Source organism: Pantoea sp. UBA5923 (assembly GCF_002431095.1).
Taxonomy (GTDB): Bacteria; Pseudomonadota; Gammaproteobacteria; order Enterobacterales; family Enterobacteriaceae; genus Pantoea; species Pantoea piersonii.
Genome location: NZ_DJDN01000049.1, coordinates 20,855 through 43,452 on the forward strand (window position 1 = coordinate 20,855; position 22,598 = coordinate 43,452).

At 61.8% G+C, this 22,598-nt stretch carries 17 protein-coding genes; 9 read left to right on the top strand and 8 right to left on the bottom strand.

All coding sequences use genetic code 11. The features are described 5' to 3' along the window. Window positions 1–4: 4 nt before the first annotated feature. Together B3797_RS12055 and B3797_RS12060 are read right to left on the bottom strand one after the other, a co-directional pair. Window positions 5–247, bottom strand: coding sequence for a redoxin NrdH (locus tag B3797_RS12055; protein WP_120457420.1), 243 nt, complete (start codon window positions 245–247; stop codon window positions 5–7). A 298-nt stretch (window positions 248–545) separates the two neighbouring features. After that, window positions 546–863 carry a DUF883 family protein gene (locus tag B3797_RS12060; RefSeq protein WP_311782988.1) on the bottom strand — a complete coding sequence of 106 codons (318 nt, stop codon included), beginning with the start codon at window positions 861–863 and terminating at the stop codon, window positions 546–548. A 152-nt stretch (window positions 864–1,015) separates the two neighbouring features. Here B3797_RS12060 and B3797_RS12065 point away from each other — a divergent pair, with 152 nt between their 5' ends. From B3797_RS12065 to B3797_RS12080, 4 genes are all read left to right on the top strand, one after another. Beyond that, entirely contained in the window at window positions 1,016–1,351 is a 336-nt protein-coding gene (locus B3797_RS12065) for a DUF2002 family protein (protein ID WP_033754097.1), read from the top strand. 134 nt (window positions 1,352–1,485) lie between these two features. Beyond that, window positions 1,486–2,892 (top strand): S-methylmethionine permease, encoded by a 1,407-nt coding sequence (mmuP, locus tag B3797_RS12070; RefSeq protein ID WP_311791188.1) that lies wholly within the window; start codon window positions 1,486–1,488, stop codon window positions 2,890–2,892. Then, entirely contained in the window at window positions 2,882–3,817 is a 936-nt protein-coding gene (mmuM, locus tag B3797_RS12075; protein ID WP_311791189.1) for a homocysteine S-methyltransferase, read from the top strand. The genes mmuP and mmuM overlap by 11 nt, the downstream gene beginning before the upstream one ends. An 85-nt stretch (window positions 3,818–3,902) precedes the next feature. Continuing rightward, entirely contained in the window at window positions 3,903–4,322 is a 420-nt protein-coding gene (locus B3797_RS12080; RefSeq protein WP_311782984.1) for a hypothetical protein, read from the top strand. 6 nt (window positions 4,323–4,328) lie between these two features. On the opposite strand, the gene speG is transcribed toward B3797_RS12080, so the two are convergent. From speG to B3797_RS12110, 6 genes are all read right to left on the bottom strand, one after another. Beyond that, window positions 4,329–4,874 carry a spermidine N1-acetyltransferase gene (gene speG, locus B3797_RS12085; protein WP_033791956.1) on the bottom strand — a complete coding sequence of 182 codons (546 nt, stop codon included), beginning with the start codon at window positions 4,872–4,874 and terminating at the stop codon, window positions 4,329–4,331. 67 nt (window positions 4,875–4,941) lie between these two features. Further along, window positions 4,942–5,619 (bottom strand): ABC transporter ATP-binding protein, encoded by a 678-nt coding sequence (locus tag B3797_RS12090; protein ID WP_120457429.1) that lies wholly within the window; start codon window positions 5,617–5,619, stop codon window positions 4,942–4,944. After that, window positions 5,612–6,445, bottom strand: coding sequence for an ABC transporter ATP-binding protein (locus B3797_RS12095; protein ID WP_311791190.1), 834 nt, complete (start codon window positions 6,443–6,445; stop codon window positions 5,612–5,614). The genes B3797_RS12090 and B3797_RS12095 overlap by 8 nt, the downstream gene beginning before the upstream one ends. After that, window positions 6,435–7,292 carry an ABC transporter permease gene (locus B3797_RS12100; RefSeq protein ID WP_120457433.1) on the bottom strand — a complete coding sequence of 286 codons (858 nt, stop codon included), beginning with the start codon at window positions 7,290–7,292 and terminating at the stop codon, window positions 6,435–6,437. The genes B3797_RS12095 and B3797_RS12100 overlap by 11 nt, the downstream gene beginning before the upstream one ends. Beyond that, on the bottom strand, window positions 7,289–8,341 hold the full coding sequence (locus tag B3797_RS12105) for an ABC transporter permease (RefSeq protein WP_120457434.1): 1,053 nt from the start codon (window positions 8,339–8,341) through the stop codon (window positions 7,289–7,291). The genes B3797_RS12100 and B3797_RS12105 overlap by 4 nt, the downstream gene beginning before the upstream one ends. Next, the gene (locus tag B3797_RS12110; RefSeq protein ID WP_311791191.1) at window positions 8,341–9,909 is read right to left on the bottom strand and encodes an ABC transporter substrate-binding protein; all 1,569 of its coding nucleotides are present in this window, start codon (window positions 9,907–9,909) and stop codon (window positions 8,341–8,343) included. The genes B3797_RS12105 and B3797_RS12110 overlap by 1 nt, the downstream gene beginning before the upstream one ends. 607 nt (window positions 9,910–10,516) lie before the next feature. Between B3797_RS12110 and mgtA the strand changes: the two genes are divergently transcribed. The 5 genes from mgtA to B3797_RS12130 all read left to right on the top strand — a co-directional run. After that, window positions 10,517–13,213: a magnesium-translocating P-type ATPase gene (gene mgtA, locus B3797_RS12115; RefSeq protein WP_311791192.1), complete on the top strand. Its 2,697-nt coding sequence runs from the start codon at window positions 10,517–10,519 to the stop codon at window positions 13,211–13,213. Between the two features lie 10 nt (window positions 13,214–13,223). Further along, window positions 13,224–13,310: a magnesium transporter protection protein MgtU gene (mgtU, locus tag B3797_RS19615; RefSeq protein WP_371315545.1), complete on the top strand. Its 87-nt coding sequence runs from the start codon at window positions 13,224–13,226 to the stop codon at window positions 13,308–13,310. Between the two features lie 269 nt (window positions 13,311–13,579). Beyond that, window positions 13,580–15,274, top strand: a complete 1,695-nt coding sequence (locus B3797_RS12120; protein ID WP_311791193.1) for a ShlB/FhaC/HecB family hemolysin secretion/activation protein — start codon at window positions 13,580–13,582, stop codon at window positions 15,272–15,274. An 8-nt stretch (window positions 15,275–15,282) separates the two neighbouring features. Further along, on the top strand, window positions 15,283–15,810 hold the full coding sequence (locus B3797_RS12125) for a toxin-activating lysine-acyltransferase (RefSeq protein WP_311791194.1): 528 nt from the start codon (window positions 15,283–15,285) through the stop codon (window positions 15,808–15,810). A gap of 12 nt (window positions 15,811–15,822) precedes the next feature. Further along, window positions 15,823–22,598 (top strand): filamentous hemagglutinin N-terminal domain-containing protein (locus B3797_RS12130; protein WP_311791195.1); only part of this gene is annotated, 6,776 nt, incomplete at its 3' end.

A 22,598-nucleotide genomic window follows, 5' to 3' on the forward strand; every position in this document is an offset into this window, starting at 1 on the left:
GGCGCTACTCTCCTGCCGCCGCAAGCTGACGCAGACCGGCGATTTTGTCCGGGCGAAAGCCGCTCCAGTGCTCGCCATCCGCCATCACCACCGGCACCTGGCGGTAACCGAGCGATTTCAGGCCGTCAACGGCGTCAGGCTGCGCGTCGAGATTGATCAGCTGATAGTCGATGCCATGACGATCCATAGCGTTTTTGGTGGCGCTGCACTGGACACAGTTATCTTTTGTGTAAATAATAATGCGCATGATTCGTATTTCCCTTCTGTCATGGACAAGGTATCTGTGATACGTAAGCGGACGCCCGCATTTCAGGCTTCGTCGCCGCTCACATCTTGTGTCTGGTTGATAGAGAGAATACTAGATATAGTGGTGTTTAAATTCAAGCGCACCATATATAGATATCTGGACAATAAAGCGGCAAGGAGTGGCTAAAGCCAGGCGACATGCGGTTCGGCGCAGCGTAAAAAAATTTGTAAAGATGGCGGGGCAGAAAAAAGGCGAAAAAAAGCCCCGCTTACGCGAGGCTTACGTATTTTGATGGAGATTAACGGCGGCCAACCAGCAGCGCGCCTAACACCAGGCCTACTGCGGCGCCGATGCCCACGCCGTGCCAGGGTTTATCATGCACGTAGGCGTCAACCTGGTAGCTCGCGTCGCGCGCTGCCTGGGAAACGCGGTTATGACCGCCATTCAGCTTCGCGCGCGTCTGCTTCAGCAGCGCCTGCGCCTGGCTGCGCGCAGAATCCACTTCATCTTTTGCCTCGCTGCCGTAGGATTTCAGCAGCGCTTCCAGCGAATCAGCGAGCTCGTTTACATCCTGGTTAACATCAATGTCATCGTTTTTTGTGGTTCGATTAAACATTTTTTCGCTCCCTTTGATTTTGAAAGTAATACTGAGTGTAGACGATACGCGGATAAACGCATCGGCAGGACGGGGGTTTAGGGAAATTCCGAAAGCCGCACGGCGGCGTGCTGTTGTAAGGTTGCGAGGCTTGAAAGAGGAGAGGAAAGAGCATGTATTTACGACCCGATGAGGTAGCGCGCGTTCTGGAAAAGGCGGGATTTGAAGTTGACGAAGTCACGCCAAAAGCTTACGGCTACCGCCGTGGCGATAGCTATGTCTATGTTAACCGCGAAGCCCGTATGGGACGCACTGCGCTGGTGATCCACCCCACGTTAAAAGAGAAGAGTCAGCCGTTTGCCGAACCGGCGTCAGAGATGAAAACCTGCGATCACTACACGCGGTTTCCACTCTATCTGGCGGGCGAGTCGCAGGAGCACTACGGCATTCCCCACGGTTTCAGTTCACGTATCGCCCTGGAACGCTACCTGCAAAGCGTTTTCGGCTAATAGCGGCCAGCCCCGTCAGCGCGGGGCACAGCGCTGTTTTTTATCAAACCCTTATCTTTTATCACGTTGCAATTTCCGCCGGCGACGCGTATAACCCTGCCATATAGATGTTTAGACGTCCATACGGATAAAAGATGAGCGAGCAGGAAAACCCGTCACGGGAACACTTTAAACGCACCATGAAAACGCGCCATCTGGTGATGTTATCGCTGGGCGGCGTAATCGGCACCGGGCTGTTTTTTAATACCGGCTATATCATTTCCACCACCGGCGCGGCGGGCACGCTGCTCGCCTACCTGATCGGCGCGCTGGTGGTGTGGCTGGTGATGGTCTGTCTGGGGGAGCTGTCGGTGGCGATGCCGGAAACCGGCGCGTTCCACGTCTATGCGGCGCGCTATCTCAGCCCTGCTACCGGTTACACCGTCGCCTGGCTCTACTGGCTGACCTGGACGGTGGCGCTCGGCTCCAGCTTTACCGCCACAGGCTTCTGCATGCAGTACTGGTTTCCGCAGGTGCCGGTGTGGATCTGGTGTCTGCTGTTTTGCGTCGCCATCTACCTGCTGAATATTATCTCCACGCGCTTCTTCGCCGAAGGGGAGTTCTGGTTCTCGCTTGTCAAAGTTGTCACCATTATCGCCTTTATCGTGCTGGGCGCGGCGGCGATGTTCGGCTTTATCCCGCTGAAAGATGGCAGCGCCGCGCCGGGTCTGAGCAACCTTACCCAACACGGCTGGCTGCCCCACGGCGTGCTGCCGATTATCATGACCATGGTGGCGGTGAACTTCGCTTTTTCCGGCACTGAGCTTATCGGCATCGCCGCGGGCGAAACGGAAAACCCGCAAAAAGTGCTGCCGCTGGCGATCCGCACCACGGTAGCGCGGCTGATCATCTTCTTTGTCGGTACGGTGCTGGTGCTGGCGGCGCTGATCCCGATGGATCAGGCGGGCATCGTCAAAAGCCCCTTTGTGCTGGTGTTTGAAAAGATCGGCCTTCCTTATGCAGCGGATATCGTGAATTTCGTTATCCTCACGGCAATCCTCTCCGCGGCTAACTCCGGGCTTTACGCCTCGGGCCGTATGCTCTGGTCGCTGGCGAACGAGAAGACGCTGCCGCGCTGCTTCGCCCGCGTCAATAAGCGCGGCGTGCCGCAGCTGGCGATCACCGTCAGTATGCTGGGCGGCGTGCTGGCGCTGCTTTCCAGCGTTATCGCGCCGGATACGGTATTTGTCGCGCTGTCGGCCATCTCCGGCTTTGCGGTGGTGGTGGTCTGGCTCAGCATCTGCGCCTCGCACTATATGTTCCGCCGCCGCCATCTGGCGCAGGGCAGGGCGCTGAGCGAGCTAACCTACCGCGCGCCGCTCTATCCGCTGACGCCGATCCTGGGCTTTGCCCTTTGCCTGCTGGCGTGCGTCGGGCTGGCGTTTGATCCCTCGCAGCGCATCGCGCTCTGGTGCGGCATTCCCTTTGTGCTGCTCTGCTATGGAGTTTACGCTGTGACTCATAAAAAATCGCAGGCTGAGGAGGCCAGAAATGCAGCATAATTCCGTGGCGCAGGCGCTGGCTGAAAGTGACATTCTTATCCTGGACGGCGCGCTGGCGACCGAGCTGGAGGCGCGCGGCTGCAATCTGGCAGACGCGCTCTGGTCCGCGAAGGTGTTAATGGAAAATCCTGAGCTGATCTACCAGGTACACCGCGACTATTTCGCCGCCGGCGCGCGCGTTGCCATTACCGCCAGCTATCAGGCGACGCCGCAGGGCTTCGCCGCGCGCGGGCTGGATGAGGCGCGGTCGCTTCAGCTTATCGCCCGCAGCGTTGAACTGGCGCGGCGCGCGCGCGACGACTACCGCGCTGCCAGCGGCAGCCGGGCCACGCTGCTGGTGGCGGGATCGGTTGGGCCATACGGCGCCTTTCTTGCCAACGGCGCGGAATATCGCGGCGACTACGCGCTGCCGGACGAAGAGATGAAGGCGTTCCACCGTCCGCGCGTACAGGCGCTGCTGGCGGCGGGGGCGGATCTGCTGGCGTGCGAAACGCTGCCTTCTTTTGCCGAAGCGCAGGCGCTGGCCGCGCTGCTGACGGAATTCCCCGGCGCGCAGGCGTGGTTCTCCTTTACGCTGCGCGATGCGGAGCATATCAGCGACGGCACGCCGCTGTGCGAGGTCGCCGCTTTCGTGCAGGCGCAGCCGCAGATTGTGGCGCTGGGCCTCAACTGCGTTGCGCTGGAGCAGGTGACGCCTGCACTGACGGCGCTGCAGAGGCTGACCAGCAAACCGCTGGTGGTCTATCCCAATTCCGGCGAGCAGTACGATGCGACGACGAAAACCTGGCATTCCGCGCCGTCGGGCTGCACGCTGCATGACCGGCTGGCCGAGTGGCGCGCCGCTGGCGCAAGGCTGATCGGCGGCTGCTGCCGCACCACGCCGCAGGATATCGCGGCGATTGCGCAGCGGTGTCAACCGCAATAAAGCGCAGAAAACAGTCGATGCTAAGGCGATTAACGGCGCAAGGGCGGTTTACACTGCCCTTTCAGACTCTTTAGCGGATCCACTCATGAAACAGCGACTTCTTATCCTTGCCGCCGCGCTGCTGCTTAGCGGCTGCGCCTCGATTGTCGGCTCACCGACCCAGGCGGTGCGTATCGACTCTCTGCCGCAGGGCGCGCGCTTTACCGTACAGGATGAGGATGGGCGCCCGGTGGCAGAGGGCTACACGCCGCAAACCGTCGAGCTGGCGAAGTCGACCGGCCGCTATTTCGGCAAGAAGCACTATCAGGTGATGCTGGAGAGTCCGGGCTACGTGCCGGTAACGCTGCCAATCGAAGGCAAAGCCAACCTCTGGTATCTGCTCGGCAATATTCCGCTGGGCGGCTTTCCCGGCTGGCTGCTGGTCGATCCCTTTAACGGCGGCATGTACAACCTCCAGCCGGAACATCCGCGCCCCTACCTCAATCCGGTTGGCGCGCGTAGCTGAGTGCGATTACTGCGCGGTGGGCTTCACCATCGCGCCGCCTGAGCGGAACCTTTCCAGGAACTGGTGCTGGAAAATGCACATGCGGATGGTATTGCGATACTCGCCGTTGATAAAAAATTCGTGCTTCAGCACGCCTTCCGTTTCAAATCCCAGCTTGCTGTAGATGTGGATCGCTTTCTCATTCTCCTGATCGACAATCAGATAGAGCTTGTAGAGATTCAGTACGGAGAAACCGTACTCCATCGCCAGCTTCGCCGCCTGGCTCGCCAGCCCTTTGCCCTGATGCGCCGGATCGATAATGATCTGAAACTCGGCGCGGCGGTGGACATGATTGATCTCCACCAGCTCTACCAGCCCCGCTTTCTGACCGTCGTGCTCTACGACGAAGCGGCGCTCGCTCTGATCGTGAATATGCTTGTTATAGAGATCGGAGAGTTCAACAAACGCCTCATAGGGCTCTTCAAACCAGTAGCGCATTACGCTGGCGTTGTTATCCAGCTGGTGTACGAAGTGCAGATCTTCCCGCTCCAGCGGGCGTAGCTTAACCGTCATGGTGACCTCTTTGTTGACAGATTTCGCGCGAGTATAGCGCACAAGGCGCGCCAGCTCGCGCGATCCGTCAGGCGGTGATCTGCTCGACGATGCGGCCCTGCGCCATGCGCGCGGCGCGATCGCACATGTGGTCAATCACGTCGGGATCGTGGCTGACCAGCACCATCGTCAGGCCGTCGTCGCGCTTGAGATCGTTCAGCAGATTGAGGATCTCCGCCTGCACCGACATATCCAGCGCCGAGGTCGGCTCATCCAGCAGCAGGATCTTTGGCTCCAGCAGCAGCGCGCGCACGATCGCCACGCGCTGGCGCTGACCGCCCGAAAGCTGATGCGGATAGCGCTCCGCCAGCGCCGGATCCAGCCCGACGTGACGGAAGCCCTGATTAATACGATCGTCGATATTGTCGCGGCGCAGCAGCTTCAGCGGCTCCGCCAGGGTGCGGCGCAGGCGATGACGCGGATGCAGCGAGGCGTAGGGATCCTGAAATACCATCTGCACATCGCGGCGCAGCTGGCCGGTAAAGGGCTTGCCCGGCGCGACGTCGCAGCCCGCCAGCGCCATTTTTCCCTGCCAGTGCGGGTTCAGTCCGGCCATCACCCACAGCAGCGATGATTTGCCGCAGCCGGACGGGCCGACCAGACCGAAACACTCGCCGGCGTTGACCTGCAGATCGACCTCATGCACCACGGTGCGGAGTTCATAGCCCTGCTTATGCGAGACGCTGAGCTGCTGAAGATTAATCATGATTCGCCTCCAGCGCGGCGCGGTCCAGCACCGGCAGCGCCTCGCCGTGTGTCGCTTTGCTCGGACGGCACGACCAGAGCGTGCGCGTATAGGGATGGGTGGCGCGCGGCAGATCGGCGGCGGGCAGGGTATCGAGCACGCGGCCTTTGTACATCACCATCACGCGCTCGCAGTGTTCAGAGACCTGTTGCAGATCGTGGCTGATCAGCAGTAGCCCCATATTGCGCGCCTCGACCAGACGGCGGATCAACGCCAGCACCTGATCGCGCATGGCGTGATCGAGCGCCGAGGTCGGCTCGTCGGCGATTAAAAAGGCGGGATCGGCAATCAGCGCGATCGCCAGCATCACGCGCTGGCCCATGCCGCCGGAGAGCTGATGTGGATAGCGCTGCATCAGCTGGCGCGGCTGCGGCAGGCCCACGGCGTCGAGCATCTCGCACACTTTCTCTTTCCGCTCGCTGCGGCTCAGGCGACGGTGCAGCAGCAGCGGTTCCTCCACCTGCCAGCCGATGGTGCGCGTCGGGTTAAGGGCATATTTCGGGTCCTGCATCACCATCGCCACCGTATCGCCGCGCAGCGCGCTCCAGGCTTTTTCGCTCAGGCGCTGCGCGTCGTGGCCAGCCACCTCAAGCTTCTGCGCGTGAAGGCGCAGCGCGGGCGAGAGTAGTCCCATCAGCGCGCGCGCGGTCAGCGACTTGCCGGAGCCCGATTCGCCCACCAGCGCCACGCGCTCGCGGCCAATGCGAAAGCTGATGTTGTCCACCAGCAGCGCGTCGTCGCTGCGGATGCTCAGCGATTCGGCGTAAAGTAACAGATCATTTGGCATGGCGAGTATCCAGTCGGTCGCGCAGGCCGTCGCCTGTCAGGTTAAAAGCCAGGCTGCCGAACAGAATCGCCGCGCCCGGCGCGGCGGCAACCCACCACTGGTCGAAAATCACTTTGCTGCCTTCCGCGACCATCGAGCCCCATTCGGCGGTCGGCGGCTGTACGCCCATGCCGAGGAAGCCGAGACCGGCGGCGGAAAGAATAATGCCGCCGAGGCTGAGCGCGGCGCGCACCACGGCGGTCGGCAGGCAGAGCGGCAGAATATGGCCGAACATCAGGCGCAGCCCGGTGATGCCCTGCATACGCGCGGCGGCCAGATAGTCGCTGCGGCGCAGCGCCAGCGTTTCGGCGCGCGCCTGGCGGGCGAAGGGCGGCCAGCTGGTGAGCGCCAGCGCCAGCGCGCCGTTCATCAGGCCTGGGCCGAGCATCGCCACCAGCGCCAGCGCAATAACCAGATTAGGCAGCGAGAGAAAGATATCGGTAATACGCATCAGCACGCGCTCCGTCCAGCCGCCGAGGTAGCCCGCGGTAATGCCGACCAGCAGGCCGACCGGAATGGTCAGCACCAGAATCAGCGACACCAGCAGCAGGGTCGGCCGCGCACCGTAAATGACGCGCGAGAGCAGATCGCGGCCGAAGCCGTCGGTGCCGAACCAGTGCTGCGCCGACGGCGGCAGCAGGCGCGCCGAAATCGTCTGCATATTGGGATCGAAAGGCGCCAGCAGCGGCGCGAGCAGGGCGGTCAGCACCAGGATCGCCACCAGCGTCAGGCCGATGGTCAGCGAGGTGACGCGACGGCGACGGCGGCGCGGCCGTACGGTTTCGAGTTCAGAGAGTTGTTGCGTCATCGGGTTCTCGGATCGGTTAACCAGGTTAAGGCGTCCGCCAGGGCGTTAAGCAGTATGAAGCAGGCGCCGATCAGCAGCGTGGAGCCGAGGATGGCCGGTACATCGGCCGAGAAGAGCGCATTGGTCATATAGCGCCCGACGCCCGGCCAGGCGAAAACGGTCTCGGTCAGCACCGAGCCTTCCAGCAGCGTAGCGTAGGAGAGGGCGATGACCGTCACCAGCGTGCCCAGCACGTTGGGAAAAATATGGCGCAGCAGAATGCGGCCGCGGCCGGCGCCTTTGGCGCGCGCCAGCGTCACATACTCTTTGCTGCTCTCTTCCAGCAGCGCGGCGCGCAGCAGACGGGTAATGCCCGCCATCGCCAGCAGGCCGAGGATCACCACCGGCAGCCAGAGATGAGCGATAGCGTTGCGGAACATCTCGCGGTCGCCGGAGAGCCAGCTGTCGATCAGCACGAAGCCGGTTTTTGGCTCCAGCGTATAGACATAGAGGTCATCGAGCCGTCCAGGCCCGGCCGACCAGTGCAGTACGGCGTAAAACAGCAGCAGCCCGAGCAGGCCGAGCCAGAATACCGGCACCGAATAGCCGAGCAGGGAGATAAAGCGCGCCACATTGTCGAGCAGGCTGCCCGGCTTCCAGGCGGCGAGCAGCGCCAGGCTAATACCGAACAGGGCGGCGAATAGCATGGCGCAGGTCGCCAGCTCAATCGTCGCCGGAAAGGTCTGCATCAGATCGTTCGCTACCGGCTGATTAGTGAGACGGGAAAGGCCAAGGTCGCCGCGGGCCAGGTGCTCCAGGTAGCGCCAGAACTGCACCAGCACCGGCTGATCCAGCCCCAGCTCGTGACGCACCTGCGCGTAGGTCGCTTCACTGGCGTGATCGCCAGCGATCTGCTGTACCGGATCCACTGGCGAAAGGTGGGACAACATAAAGGTAAAGGCCAGCAGCCCGAGCAGCGTCACCAGCAGCGACAGCAGGCTGGTGACGAACCGCGACAGGCGCGGCCAGATATGCCGGGCGAACCCGGCATCGGAGGCTGACTGCGCCATTATTTGCTGACCTGCGAGTAGTAAACCATGTCAGGGTTGATGCCCTGCACGTAGCCTTTCAGGTTGTCGCGCATTGCGATCAGGTTGCGCGCCTGCAGGCCGATAACGTACGGCGAGCTTTTCAGCACCGATTTCTGCATCGCCTCATAGAGCGCCACGCGCTTCTGCGGATCGCTTTCCGCCGTCGCCGCCAGCACCTGCTTATTCAGCTCAGGGATATGCCAGTCTGAACGGTAAGCGATGGTTTTGCTGCCATCTTCCGGGTTATAGGCGAAAGAGGCGGCGTTGGTGTTGGGATCGAAATAGTCCGCGCCCCAGGCGTTCAGCGTCGCCTGATACTTATGCGCCTTCACGCTAGTGGAGACTTCCGAACTCAGGCCCGGCTGCACGTTGATCTTCACGCCGCCTTTGGCGAAGCTGCCCTGCAGCGCCTGCGCGATATCGAGATAGGGCGGCTGGTTGCTGGTAGAGAGATTGAAGCTGACGTTGGTCAGGCCCGCTTTCTGCAGAATCGCTTTCGCCTTCTCAGGATCGTAGCTGTAAGGCGTGTCGTTGACCGCGCCGAGGAAGCCTTTCGGCAGGAAGGTCTGGTGCACGTCGAACTGGCCTTTCAGCAGCTCGCTGGCGATGCCTTTGTAGTCGAACAGGTAGCGCGCCGCTTCCCACAGCGCCGGGTTTTTCAGGGTATCGTTGGCGCCGACGTTGAACTGAATATAGTAGAGCGACGCCATTGGAATCGCTTCGGTTTTCACGCCCGCTTTGCCTTGCAGCGCGGCGATCTGATCGGCGCCGAGGTTACGCGCGATATCCGCATCGCCCTGCTCCAGCAGCAGGCGGCGCGCCGCCGGTTCCGGCACGTTTTTAATCAGTACGTTTTTCAGCTTCGGCGCGCCCGCAGGCGAAGTGGGATTCGCGGTCAGCAGCACAACCTGGTGCAGCACCACTTTGCGGATCTGATAGGGGCCGCTGCCCGCCGAGTTGGTCGCCAGCCAGCCGTTGCCCAGGTCACCGTTTTTCTCATTCGCCTTCACGGTTTTTTCATCGACAATAGAGGAGACCGGCGCTGACAGCAGGCTCAGTACGTAGGTTGGGCTGACGTTGGCGGTCCAGCTAATCTGAACGTGGTTGTCGTCGACCTTCTTCAGAAAGCCGTCAACGTTCTCTTTGGTCCAGCCGAGCTGCGTCAGAATAAAAGAGGGATCGAGGTTAAGCTTCACCACGCGGCCCAGCGAGAAGATGACATCTTCCGGGCGCAGCGGGTTGCCGCTGGCGAAGCGGGCATCTTTGCGCAGTTCAAAGGTCAGGCTGCGGTTGTCGCTGCCCGGCTGCCAGCTGGCGGCGAGCGTCGGTTTCAGATCCGTCGGATTTTGCGGATCGGACTGAACCAGACGCTGATAAATATTGGTAAAGGCCTGTACGCTGGTCAGCTCAAAGCCTTTGGCAGGATCGAAGCTGTCGGCGTCATCAATAGACTGAGCGATAACCAGCGTATCTTTCGGCGTGACGGCATGCGCGGCAAAGGCGGCTGTCAGCGACATCGCCAACAGGGAAGCGACAGTTTTTTTCATGGTAATTCCTTGCCTTATAAAGTAGTAACGCGAGTGTACGGAAGGGCTTAAAGGAAGAATAGTCTATTATGGGCTAACCTTATGCATTAAAGTTATAAGGCTTGCGCTATGGTTATAAGCGGCGAAAACCCGCGTGAACTAAGTATAGAGAAACAGAACCTCAACAAAGGCTATTTAGGGTTATTTTAATCTTTACCCTTAACGCGACGCGCTTATAATGGCGGCAACTTTCTACTGGAGAATTCACTTGGACAGTCATTCGATATTTTCACTGATACTGGCAAGCTGAATTTCCATGCTGCTTGCCACCCGGCGGGCAGCAATCCTGTTAAATAACGATTGCTTCCTGAATAACATTATTCATTACGAGGCGATCGCTATGCTGCTTTTTTCGCACGCTCTGTTTCCTCCTCCTCGCTGCGCGTAGCTGACTGGCTGCGCCCTGCGCCTGCGCTTTTTCGCCGCGTCGCTATCCATACGCGGCGAGACGCTTACGCCTGCGGCTTATTCGGCCCTCACGCTACGCATCCTTTTTAATATTTAACTTTTTACGCATGCGTATTTTCGCATGTCGGGATTGCTTTGCCTGTTGCAGGGAGAATTCACTATGTCTGAATTAAAACTGGAAAGCCAAACGCTGGCGAAAAATAGCCGCGGCGCTGCGCGAAACGGCGAAAAAAAATATTTAATCGAGCAGGAAGCGAGCCGCTCCGTTGAGGCGACGCTGGCCAGCTTGCATAGCCAGACCGCAGGCCTGAGCCAGCAGGAGGCGGAGCGCCGCCTGGCGCAGTTCGGCCCAAACGAAGTGGCGCAGGAAAAAGCGCCGCCCGCGCTGTTGCAGCTGCTGATGGCGTTTCATAACCCCTTTATCTACGTGCTGCTGGCGCTGGCGCTGGTGAGTTTTTTCACCGACTACTGGCTGCCGCTGCGCGCGGGCGATAAGGGCGATCTCACCGGCGTCACTATTATCTGCACCATGGTAACGCTGAGCGCCTTGCTGCGTTTCTGGCAGGAGTTTCGCACCAACCGCGCCGCGCAGGCGCTGAAGTCGCTGGTACGCACGACGGCGACCGCGATGCGCGACGGCGCGCCGCAGGAGGTCGCCATGCGCGAGCTGGTGCCCGGCGATATCGTTCTGCTCAGCGCGGGCGATCTGGTGCCTGCCGATGTACGCCTTATCAGCTCGCGCGATCTTTCCGTCAGCCAGGCAGTGCTGACCGGCGAGTCGCTGCCGGTTGAGAAAGTGGACCTCAGCGCCGACGTGGCGGTAAAAAGCAGCAGCGCGCCAGCGAGCGGCAAGAGCCTGCTGGAGCTGGATAACATCTGCCTGATGGGCGCCAGCGTATCCAGCGGCAGCGCGTGCGCCGTTGTCGTCGCGACCGGCAGCCTGACCTGGTTCGGGTCGCTGGCGAAGTCGCTGGTCGGCAGCCGCGCCCAGACTGCTTTCGATCGCGGCGTCAATAGCGTCAGCATGCTGCTGATCCGCTTTATGCTGATTATGGTACCGGTGGTGCTGTTTATTAATGGCTTCAGCAAAGGAGACTGGACCGACGCCACGCTGTTCGCGCTGGCCGTCGCCGTGGGGCTGACGCCGGAAATGCTGCCGATGATCGTCAGCTCTAATCTGGCGAAGGGAGCGATGGCGATGGCGCGGCGCAAAGTTATCGTTAAGCGCCTGAACGCGATTCAGAACCTCGGCGCGATGGATCTGCTCTGCACCGATAAAACCGGCACCCTGACGCAGGATGAGATCCAGCTGTCGCACGCGCTTAACTGCGCCGGCGACGAGGATGCGCGCGTGCTGCTGCTTGGCTGGCTGAACAGCAACAGCCAGACGGGAAGCAAAAATCCGATGGATCGCGCGGTGATGCGCGCAGGCGCGATGCAGGTCAGCGAGACGCAGCGCAGCCGCTACCACAAACAGGATGAACTGCCTTTTGATTTCGCGCGGCGTCGCCTGTCGGTGCTGCTGGAAGATCTGCAGCAGGGCGAGTCGCTGCTGGTCTGTAAAGGCGCTGTCGAAGAGATGCTTGCCGTGTCGACGACGATTCGCCTTTACGGTGAGTGCGTCCCGCTCTGTGACGACCGCCGGGCAATGCTGCAGGCGCTGGCTGAAGAGTATAACCAGCAGGGCTTCCGCGTGCTGCTGGTGGCAACGCGCGCAGGCGACATCGCGCCGCCGCTGGCGCAGGCAGATGAGCGCGAGCTGACGCTGGAAGGGATGCTGACTTTCCTCGATCCGCCAAAAGCGAGCGCAGGCCAGGCGATTCAGGCGCTGCGCGACAACGGCGTGGCGGTCAAAGTGCTGACCGGCGACAACCCGGTGGTCACGGCGCGTATCTGCCAGGAGGTGGGACTGGACGCCAGCGCGATGCTGACCGGCGATGAAATCGAGGCGATGAGCGACGGCGAGCTGGCGCAGGCCGCAGAGCGGAGCAGCCTGTTCGCCAGGCTGACGCCGCCGCAGAAAGCGCGACTGGTGCGTCTGTTTCAGCAGAACGGCCATACGGTAGGCTTCCTCGGCGACGGCATTAACGACGCCCCGGCGCTGCGCGACGCCGACGTCGGGATTTCGGTTGACAGCGCGGCGGATATCGCCAAAGAGTCCTCCGATATTATCCTGCTGGAGAAAGATCTGCGCGTGCTGGAAGAGGGCGTGCTGAAAGGGCGCGAAACCTTCGGCAATATCATCAAGTACCTGAACATGACCGCCAGCTCTAACTACGGCAACGTCTTTTCCGTATTGATCGCCAGCGCCTTTATTCCGTTTCTGCCGATGCTGTCGATTCAGCTGCTGCTGCAGAACCTGATGTATGACATCTCCCAGCTGGCGCTGCCCTGGGACAAGATGGATGCGGAGTTCCTGCGCAAGCCGCGCAAATGGGACGCCAGCAATATCCGGCGCTTTATGCTGTGGATGGGGCCAACCTCGTCGCTGTTTGATATCACCACCTTTGCGCTGATGTGGCACGTTTTCGGCGCAAATCATGCGGGCGCGCAGTCGCTGTTTCAGTCCGGCTGGTTTGTTGAAGGGTTGCTGTCGCAGACGCTGGTAGTGCATATGCTGCGCACGCAGAAAATCCCCTTTATTCAGAGCCGCGCGGCGCTGCCGGTACTGTTAACCACGTTCGGCATTATGGCGCTCGGCATCGGCATCCCGTTCTCGCCGCTCGGCGCGATGGTTGGACTGGCGCCGTTGCCGCTTGCCTATTTCCCCTGGCTGGTGGCGACGCTGTTCGGCTACTGCCTGGTGGCTCAGGGAATGAAACGGATCTATATCCGCCGCTTCGGTCAGTGGTTCTAGGAGGGCAGCAATGAGAAGAGTAAGGCTCGACCGGGCGTTTATCGGCGTGGCTGTTATCGCCATTGCGCTGATATTACTGACGGTCATAGTGCGCTAAATCATCGGCGGCGAGGCGACTCGCCGCTTTTCCATTTTTTAACCCGTTTCTGTGGTTAAGAATGGTCTTAAATTTTTCCTCTGCAAACTCCTCTGTATCCGCGCTCACCGTTCCGTTTTTATTACAAAAACCCCTAAAATCCCTTAAACATTCAGCTTAAAAAATCAGCAAACGAAAGTTGTCGCTAACAATAAATTATGGATAATACGCAGCCAGTTTTACCTGAGTTAACATAATTTACGATTACTTTACGTGACAGGGATTGTCTGATGGTTTTCCAGCATAAATGTATTCTTTTCTCCATTGCTCTGCTGAACGGCGCGTTTTTTACCGCACAGGCCACCGCCGCAGAGGCGCTGCCTGACGGAAACGACCAGCTACGCCTCCAGCAACAGCGCCAGCAGGCGCTGGAGCGCCAGATTGAACCGAAAGCGCCCGATGTGCGTCTTTCGCCGCCGTCTTCCAGCTTCGGCAGCATCAATTTTCCCGCTGAACGTCCCTGTTTCACCATCGCGCGCGTCGAGCTGCAGGGGCAGCAGGCGCTGCCCCGCTGGCTGCCGCTTAACCGCATCGCCAGCCAGGCGCAGGGGCGCTGCCTGGGGGCGAAAGGCATCAACCTGCTGATGAGCACGCTGCAAAACCGGCTGGTGGATCACGGCTATGTCACCACGCGCGTGCTGGCACCGTCGCAGGATCTCAACAGCGGCGTGCTGCGTCTGGTGATCGTGCCGGGCTACGTGCGCGAGGCGAAACTGACGCCGGAAAGCGGCCACTATCTCTGGCTCTACAGCGCCTTTCCTGCTCATGCGGGCAACCTGCTTGATTTGCGGGATATCGAACAGGGGCTGGAAAATCTGCAGCGCCTGCCGACTGTGCAGGCGGATATGTCGGTGGTTCCCGGCGAACAGCCTGGCGAGAGCGACATCCAGGTGCGCTGGCAGCAGAAAAAGATGTGGCGCGTCGGCGTCTCGCTGGATGACTCCGGCACCCGCAGCACCGGCCGCTATCTGGGCGGCGTGACGCTTTCGCTCGACAACCCTTTTGCGCTGAGCGATCTCTTGTATCTGTCGGCGACGCACGACCTGCAGGGCCAGGGCGGCAAGGGCAGCAAAAACCTCACCGGCCACTATTCGGTGCCGTTCGGCTACTGGATGTTCTCCGCGACGGGCAGCGATTACGACTATCACCAGACGGTGGCCGGACGTAATCAGGATTATCGCTACAGCGGCAAAAGCAAAAGCCTCGATTTCCAGCTCAGCCGCGTGCTGCACCGCAGCGGCACGCAGAAAACCTCCTTTACCTACGACGTGCTGACGCGCGAAAGCCGCAACTACATCAACGACACCGAGGTGCAGGTACAGCGGCGACAGACCGCTGCCTGGCGTATCGGTCTGCAGCATCGCCACTATATTCAGCAGGCCACGCTGGATGCGGGCATCAGCTATCAACGCGGCACGCGCTGGTTTGGCGCGCAGCCTGCGCCGGAGGAGTATTTCGGCGAGGCGACGGCGCTGAGCAAAATCGTGCAGCTTAATGCGCAGTTCAATCTGCCGTTTACGCTTGGCGATCAGCACTTTCGTTACAACCTGCAGTATCTGCGCCAGATGAGCAACACGCCGCTTACGCCGCAGGAGCAGTTCGCTATCGGCAACCGCTGGACGGTGCGCGGCTTCGACGGCGAGCGCACCCTTAACGCCAGCCGCGGCTGGTATGTGCGCAACGATATCGCCTGGAGCACGCCGCTGCCCGCGCAGGAGTTCTACCTGGGCGCGGATTACGGCGAAGTCGGCGGCGCTGGCAGTGAACTGTTAACCGGCCAGCATCTGGCGGGCGGCGTGGCGGGGCTGCGCGGGCAGGCGTTCAACACCGGCTATGACCTGTTTATCGGCACGCCGTTCTCCAGACCGGATGGCCTGCGCACCAGCAACGTCACGCTCGGCTTCAACCTTAACTGGAGCTACTGAGGGCCGACATGCGCGCAGGACAATATGAGATTAAATCGCCGCTGATCCTCGGTGGCGAAGAGAGCGAGGCGGAGGTGCTCGGTGCCGCCGTCTGGCTGTGGATGCATTCGCCGCTGCACCGCGACGCGCCGCTGCATGCGCTGCCGACGCTGCTGCTGCCGATTATCAAACAGCAGCAGTACGTTCTGGTGGCGGAGGCGGGCCAGCCGGTGTTTTTCTTTAGCTGGGCCTGGCTGAACAGGGAGGCGGAAGCGCGCTATCTCACGCTGCCCGCCATCCATTTTCCGCCTGAAGACTGGAACAGCGGCGATCGCATGTGGTGCTGCGACTGGATCGCGCCCTTCGGCCATACGCTGGCGATGAGCCGTCTGGTGCGCCGCGACCTCTTTCCTCACGCCTGCTGGCGGGCGCTGGATCATCGCGGAGAGCAGCGTGGCAAGCGCGTGTTTAACTTTCATGGCGGCAGCGTCAGCCATGCGGCGGCAAAACGCTGGCAGCAGCAGCATCCGCTCGCCGTGGAGCTGCCACAAATCTGATAAGGACATTAGATGAACAGAAACCTGTATCGAATCATTTTCAACAAAGCGCGCGGCATGCTGATGGTGGTGGCCGATATTGCCCGTTCGGGCCGCGCGGGCAGTTCCCGCTCCTCAGGCGTGGGCCATATCCTGAGCCGCCTGATCGGCAAAGTCGGGGCGCTGAGTTTTAGCCTCTGGCTGGCGATGGGCGTGATACAGCCCGCCAGCGCCGCGATCGTGGCGGACGCGCAGGCGCCTGGCGGACAGCAGCCGACCATTATCAACAGCGCCAACGGCACGCCGCAGATCAATATCCAGACCCCCTCCGCAGGCGGCGTTTCGCGCAACAGCTACAGCCAGTTCGATGTCGGGCAGCAGGGCGCCATCCTGAACAACTCGCATAAAAACGTGCAGACCGAACTGGGCGGCATGGTGAGCGGCAACCCCTGGCTCGCAAGAGGCGAAGCTAAAGTTATCCTCAACGAGGTCAACTCGCGCGATCCCAGCCGCCTGAACGGTTTTGTGGAGGTGGCAGGACAAAAAGCGGAGGTGGTGATCGCCAACCCGTCCGGCATCACCTGCAACGGCTGCGGTTTTATCAACGCCAACCGCGCCACGCTGACCACAGGCCAGGCGCAGATGAATAACGGCAACCTCACCGGCTTTAACGTCGAGCGCGGAGAGGTGGCGGTCGAAGGCGCAGGGATGGACAGCTCGCGCCAGGACTACACCGACATTATCGCCCGCTCGGTAAAAATCAACGCCAGCGTCTGGGCTAACGACCTGAAGGTGACTACCGGCCGCAACCAGGTGGATGCGGCGCATCAGCAGGTAACGAAACAGAGCGACGATCCCGCCTCGCGCCCGCAGATGGCGCTCGATGTCTCCAGCCTTGGCGGCATGTATGCCGGAAAAATTCGTTTGATCGGCACCGAAGCGGGCGTCGGTGTGCGCAACGCCGGCAGCATCGGCGCGCAGGCGGGCACCGTCGTGATCAGCGCCGACGGCCGCATTGAGAACAGCGGCAGCATACAGAGCAGCGGCGATCTACAGGTTGCCGCCAGCGAGGGCGTCAGCAACAGCGGCGCGATCTTCTCCGGCGGCAACGCCACGCTCTCCAGCGCGGCGGACGTAGCGAACAGTGGCTCTGTTGCCGCACGCAATAACGTCGCGCTTCAGGCAGCCAGCCTGAACAGCACCAAAGAGAGCATCCTCGCCGCTGGCGTGCAGAGCGACGGCAAGATCGGCGACTCAGGCGACCTGACGCTCGCTACCTCAGGCAAGCTGACCGCGCAGGGGCAGAACCTGGCGGGCGGCGACCTGGCCGCGCGCGGGCAGGGGCTGGATCTCAGCGGCAACCGGACGCAGGGGAAAAATATCACCCTCGACGCCCGCGACAGCGATCTGGTTACGCGCAACGGCGCTATCGCCGCGCAGCAGCAGCTCAGCGCCAGCACCGGCAAACGGCTGGATAACGACGGCGGCACGCTGACGGCGAATAAGCTCGATCTGCACGCTCACGATCTCTCCAGCCAGCAGGGCCAGATTACGCAAACCGGCGGCGACGATCTCTCGCTGACGCTGCAGGGCGACCTGAATAACCGCGGCGGGCGTATTGCGACCAATAGCGGCAACCTGACCCTTAGCGCCGACACCCTGGATAATCAGTCCGGCGAGATTACCCATGCCGGCAGCGGCACGCTGGCGGTTAACGCGCGCAGCCTGCAGGGCAGCGGCGGCAGGCTGATCTCGAACGGCCAGCTCAGCCTGCGCGGCGGCGAGCTTAACCTTGATAACGGTACCACTTCCGCTCAGCAGATCGATGCTGACGCCGACAGCCTGTCGAACCGCCAGGGCCAGATAGTGCAGAGCGGCAGCGGCGCGATGCGTTTGCATACGCGCGGCGCGCTCGACAATGAAGGTGGCCAGCTGGCGGCCAACGGCGATATCGATCTCAGTGCGGCAGCGCTCAATAACCGCTCCGGCACCCTCGTTGCTGCGCAGCAGGGCAGCCTGACGGCGCAGGTTAGCGGCGCGGTGGATAACCGCCAGGGCGAAGTGGCGGCGAGCCGCAACGTCACGCTAAACGCCGAGCGGCTGGACAACAGCCAGGGCAAGGTGACGGCGACGACGGGCAGCGGCAGCATTACGACGCAGCAGGCGCTGGCGAATCAGGCTGGACGCCTTGAAGCGCAGCAGGACTTTACCCTCAATGCCGCCGGGCTGGAGAATCAGGGCGGCAAGCTGCTCGGCAATAACCTTACGCTGGCGCTGGGCCAGAACGCGCTGGATAACCAGAACGGCGTAATCGCCGCCACTGGCGCACTGCGCAGCGACAGCGGCGCGCTGAATAACGACGGCGGACTGCTGCAGGCGGGTGGCGATCTGCTGCTCGATACACACGGCGCGCGCCTGAGCAACCAGCTGAGCGGCGACAGCGGCGGCATACTCAGCTCCGGCGCGCTGACGCTGCGCAGCGGCGAACTGGATAACCGCCAGGGGATGCTGGCGGGCGGCGGCGATACGCAGCTGACCACCCAGGGGCTCAATAACAGCGGCGGCACGCTGGTGGGCAAGCAGCGCCTGCAGATCAGCAGCGACGGCGCGCTGACCAACGACGCGGGCCTGCTGCAGTCGGGCGGCGATGCCAGCATCGACACCCACGGCTATGCGCTGAGCAACCGCGACAGCGGCAGCAAGGGCGGCATCAGCAGCCTGGGCGCGCTTACCCTTAACGCAGGCGCGACCGACAACCAGCAGGGCTTTATCGCCAGCCAGGGCGAGCTTCTTTTCCAGGGCGCGGAGCTGGCGAATCAACACGGCACCCTGGCCTCACAGGCGGGGCTTGCCGCTGCTGCGAAGACTATCAACAACCAGAGCGGGACGATTAAAGCGGGCCAGGGGCTGACCCTGAGCGCGACACAGTTGCTGGATAACCAGAGCGGCGTTATCGGCGCGGGCAAGGCGTTGCGCGTGACCGCCGGAGAGCTGCTTAACGGCCAGGGCACGCTGGCGAGCGGCGAGACGGGCCAGCTGGATTTCGGCGTGCTGGATAACCGCGACGGGCAGGTGGCGGCGCAGCAGGCGCTGACGCTGCGCGGCGGCACGCTGAACAACAGCGACGGCGGCCTGATCCAGAGCGGCGATCGCCTCGATATTGGGGTAAACGCGCTGCTCAACCAAAACAGCGGCGACAAAGGCGGCCTGACCAGCCAGGGCGATATGGTTATCGCCGCAGAGAAAATGGATAACGCGCAGGGTCTGGCCCTGAGCGGAAAAGCCTTGCAGCTGGATGCAGGCGGGTTAAATAATGCGGCTGGTACGCTGGTAGCGCAAAACCAGCTCCGCCTCGCCACACAATCCGCACTCAATAACCGGGCAGGCCTGCTGCAGGGCGGTAGCGTGCTTGTTGACAGCAACGGTCAGGACATCAACAACGAAAACGGCACGCTCTACAGCCTGGGCGATCTGCGCCTGCAAAGCGGCGATCTCGACAATCAGGCCGGTACGCTGGGCGCGAAGGGCGACCTTACGCTGCAAAGCGGCGAGCTGGATAACCGCAATGGCGGGCGCGTGGTCAGCGAACAGGCAGCCAGCCTCAATGCCACGCATCTGGATAACCGCGGCGGGCAGATCCAGAGCATCGGCGATCTGCTGCTGTCGAGCGCGCAGGGCGCGATAGATAACGCCGCCGGGCTTATCCGCAGCGGCGCGAACGCCGTACTTAACGCGCTGCAGCTGAACAATCAGGACACCCAGGGCGCGCAGCAGGGCATCGAAGCGGCGAATATCGAGATCAACAGCGGCAGCCTGGCTAACCAGCGCGGCGCGCTGCTGGCCGATAAGCAACTGACCATCAACAGCACCGGCCCGATCGACAACAGCAGCGGGCAGATAAGCGCCGGAGAGGCGTTATCGCTTCAGGGCGACGGTCTGACGCTGACCAACAGCGCGGGCGTCGTCAAAGCGGGCCGATCGCTGGCGATCCGTGCCGATCGCATCGGCGGCGACGGTCAGCTGCTTTCCCTCGGCGATATCACTCTGGTCAGCCAGCAGAGCCTGAACAACAGCGGCGAGATGATCGCCAACGGTAATTTTAACTTCACCACGCCAGGCGACGTCACCAACAGCGGCAAGCTGCTGGCGGGCGGCAAGCTGGATCTGCGCGCCAGTAATCTGCTGAACGCCGCCAGCGGCGAAATCAACGCCGGGCAGGACTGGCTGACGCTGAACGGCCAGCTAACCAACTACGGCCTGATCGATGGCAAACAGACGCTGCTGAAGGCAGGCACCTTAACCAATATCGGCAGCGGCCGTATCTACGGCGATACGGTGGGCGTGCAGGCTGGGGTCTTCAATAACCTGGCGGAAAACGGCACCGCCGCCACGCTGGCCGGACGCGAGCGGGTCGATATCGGCGTCCAGACGCTGAACAACCGCGATCACGGCCTGATCTACAGCGCAGGGGATATGGCGCTGGGCGGCGAACTGGATGCCGACGGGCTGGCGACCGGCAAGGCCGATACCATCAACAACCACAGCGCGACCATCGAGTCGGCGGGCGATATGCTCCTTACCGCCGGACAGATCAATAACGTCAACGATCATTTCAGCACCGAACTGGCGACCGTTTCCACGGAGGCGATCACTGAGTATCAGCAGTCGGGTGATACGGTGCGCTGGAAAGCGGGTGAAGAGGGCGTCTTTGTCGATCGCAACTCCGCTGACTCGCTGCGCAACCTCAACACGCCGGGCAAAACCGGCAGCAACCACGACCGCTTCACCCAGTATGACTACACCCGTACGGTGCAGGAGACCCAGATTGCCGAAAGCGATCCGGCTAAGATCATCGCGGGCGGCAATATGACGGTGAACGCCGATAAGGTGTTCAACGATAAAAGCCAGATGGTGGCGGGCAATACGCTGACGATAAACGCGGGCGAGCTGGATAACGTCGAGGTGGCGGGCCAGCGCATCACGACCGACGTTGGTAAGTCCACCCGCTACTACCGCATCCGCCATAAAGGCGGTGACAGTCAGGGCAAAAAAACCTCGGCCTATACGCCGCCGGATGTGATTGAGACGATTGCGCTGAAGCCGAGCCAATTGGTCGATCACGGCGACATCAGCGGCAGCCCGGTTACGATTGCGCCGCAGAGCGCGCAGGGTACCAACGCGGTTATCGGCCATACCGGCAGCGTCAGCGCCGCCGTGGCGGGCAGCACGCTTTCGCCTGACCTGCAGAAGGTCGATACCGGCGCGCTGCCAGGCATTGCCACCGCAGCGCTCAAGCCGGGCCAGCGCTTCGAAGTCGCCAGCAGCGTTACGCCGCAGCAGGGAGAAGCGGCGCGCGTGGTGCGCATCGTCGGGCCGGATACGCGCCTGCCGGATAACAGCCTGTTTAAGACCAACCCGTCGCCCGACGGCAAATATCTGGTAGAGACCGATCCGCGCTTCACCCAGGAGAAGCAGTGGCTGAGCAGCGACTATATGCAGGACGCGCTGACGCAGAACAGCGATAGCGTCCTGAAGCGCCTCGGCGACGGTTTCTACGAGCAGCGCCTGATCCGTGAGCAGGTGATCAACCTGACGGGCCAGCGCTATCTGGAGGGATACAGCAACGACGAAGAGCAGTATAAGGCGCTGATGAACAACGGCATCGCCTTTGGCAAGCAGTACAACCTGACGCTCGGCGTGGCGCTGACGCCGGAGCAGATGGCGCTGCTGACCGAGGATATCGTCTGGCTGGTCAACGCGCAGGTCAGCCTGCCGGACGGCTCCAGCCAGACGGTACTGGTGCCGCAGGTTTACGCGCGCGTGCAGCCGGGCGATGTGGACGGCAGCGGCGCGCTGATTGCGGGCCGCAACCTCAACCTGAACCTGGGCGGCGGGCTGTTTAACAGCGGCACCCTGGCCGGACGCGAAGTAGTGAAGCTGAGCGCCGACAACATCACTAACCTGGCGGGCACCATTAAAGGCGCGAGCGTGGATCTCAACGCCCGCACTGATATTAATAACATCGGCGGCGCGATCCAGGGCACCGACGCGCTACTGGCAAACGCCGGTCGGGATATCAACGCCGTCAGCACTACGCGCAGCGTCGAGAGCCAGAACGGCGATAACAGCTTTGCGCGCACCAGCGTTGACAGCGTGGCGGGCATGTACGTGCAGGGCGACGACGGCAGGCTGATCCTGCAGGCCGGGCGCGATATCAACCTGACGGCGGCACAGGTGGTCAACAGCGGCGAGGAGAGCCAGACGGTGATCCATGCGGGCCGCGACCTCAGTCTTAACACCGTCACTACCGCAAGCCGCGACGATATCGTCTGGGATGCAGACAACAGCCTGAAACAGGGCAACACGCAGCAGGTCGGCAGCGAAGTGGTGGGCAAAGGCGATGTTAGCCTGCTGGCGGGCAACGATCTGAACGCCAGCGCCGCCACCCTCTCAGCGGACGACGCGCTGGCGCTTACCGCCGGCCACGACGTGACGCTTCTCAACGGCGAGAACACTAAGGATCTGGATGAGCGCTACAAGGCGACCGGCAGCAGCGGCTGGCTGTCGAAAAGCACCCTCAAAACGCGCGATCAGATTTCGCAGCAGACGGCGCAGGGCAGCGCGCTGAGCGGCGACAGCGTCACGGTCGCGGCGGGCAACGACCTGCGCGTGCAGGGAAGCCAGGTTACGGGCACCAACGACGTCGTCCTGCAGGCGGGCAACGATCTCAACATCCTGGGCGCCACGGAGCGCAACAGCGAACAGCATCTGTCGCAGGAGAAAAAGAGCGGGCTGTCAGGCACTGGCGG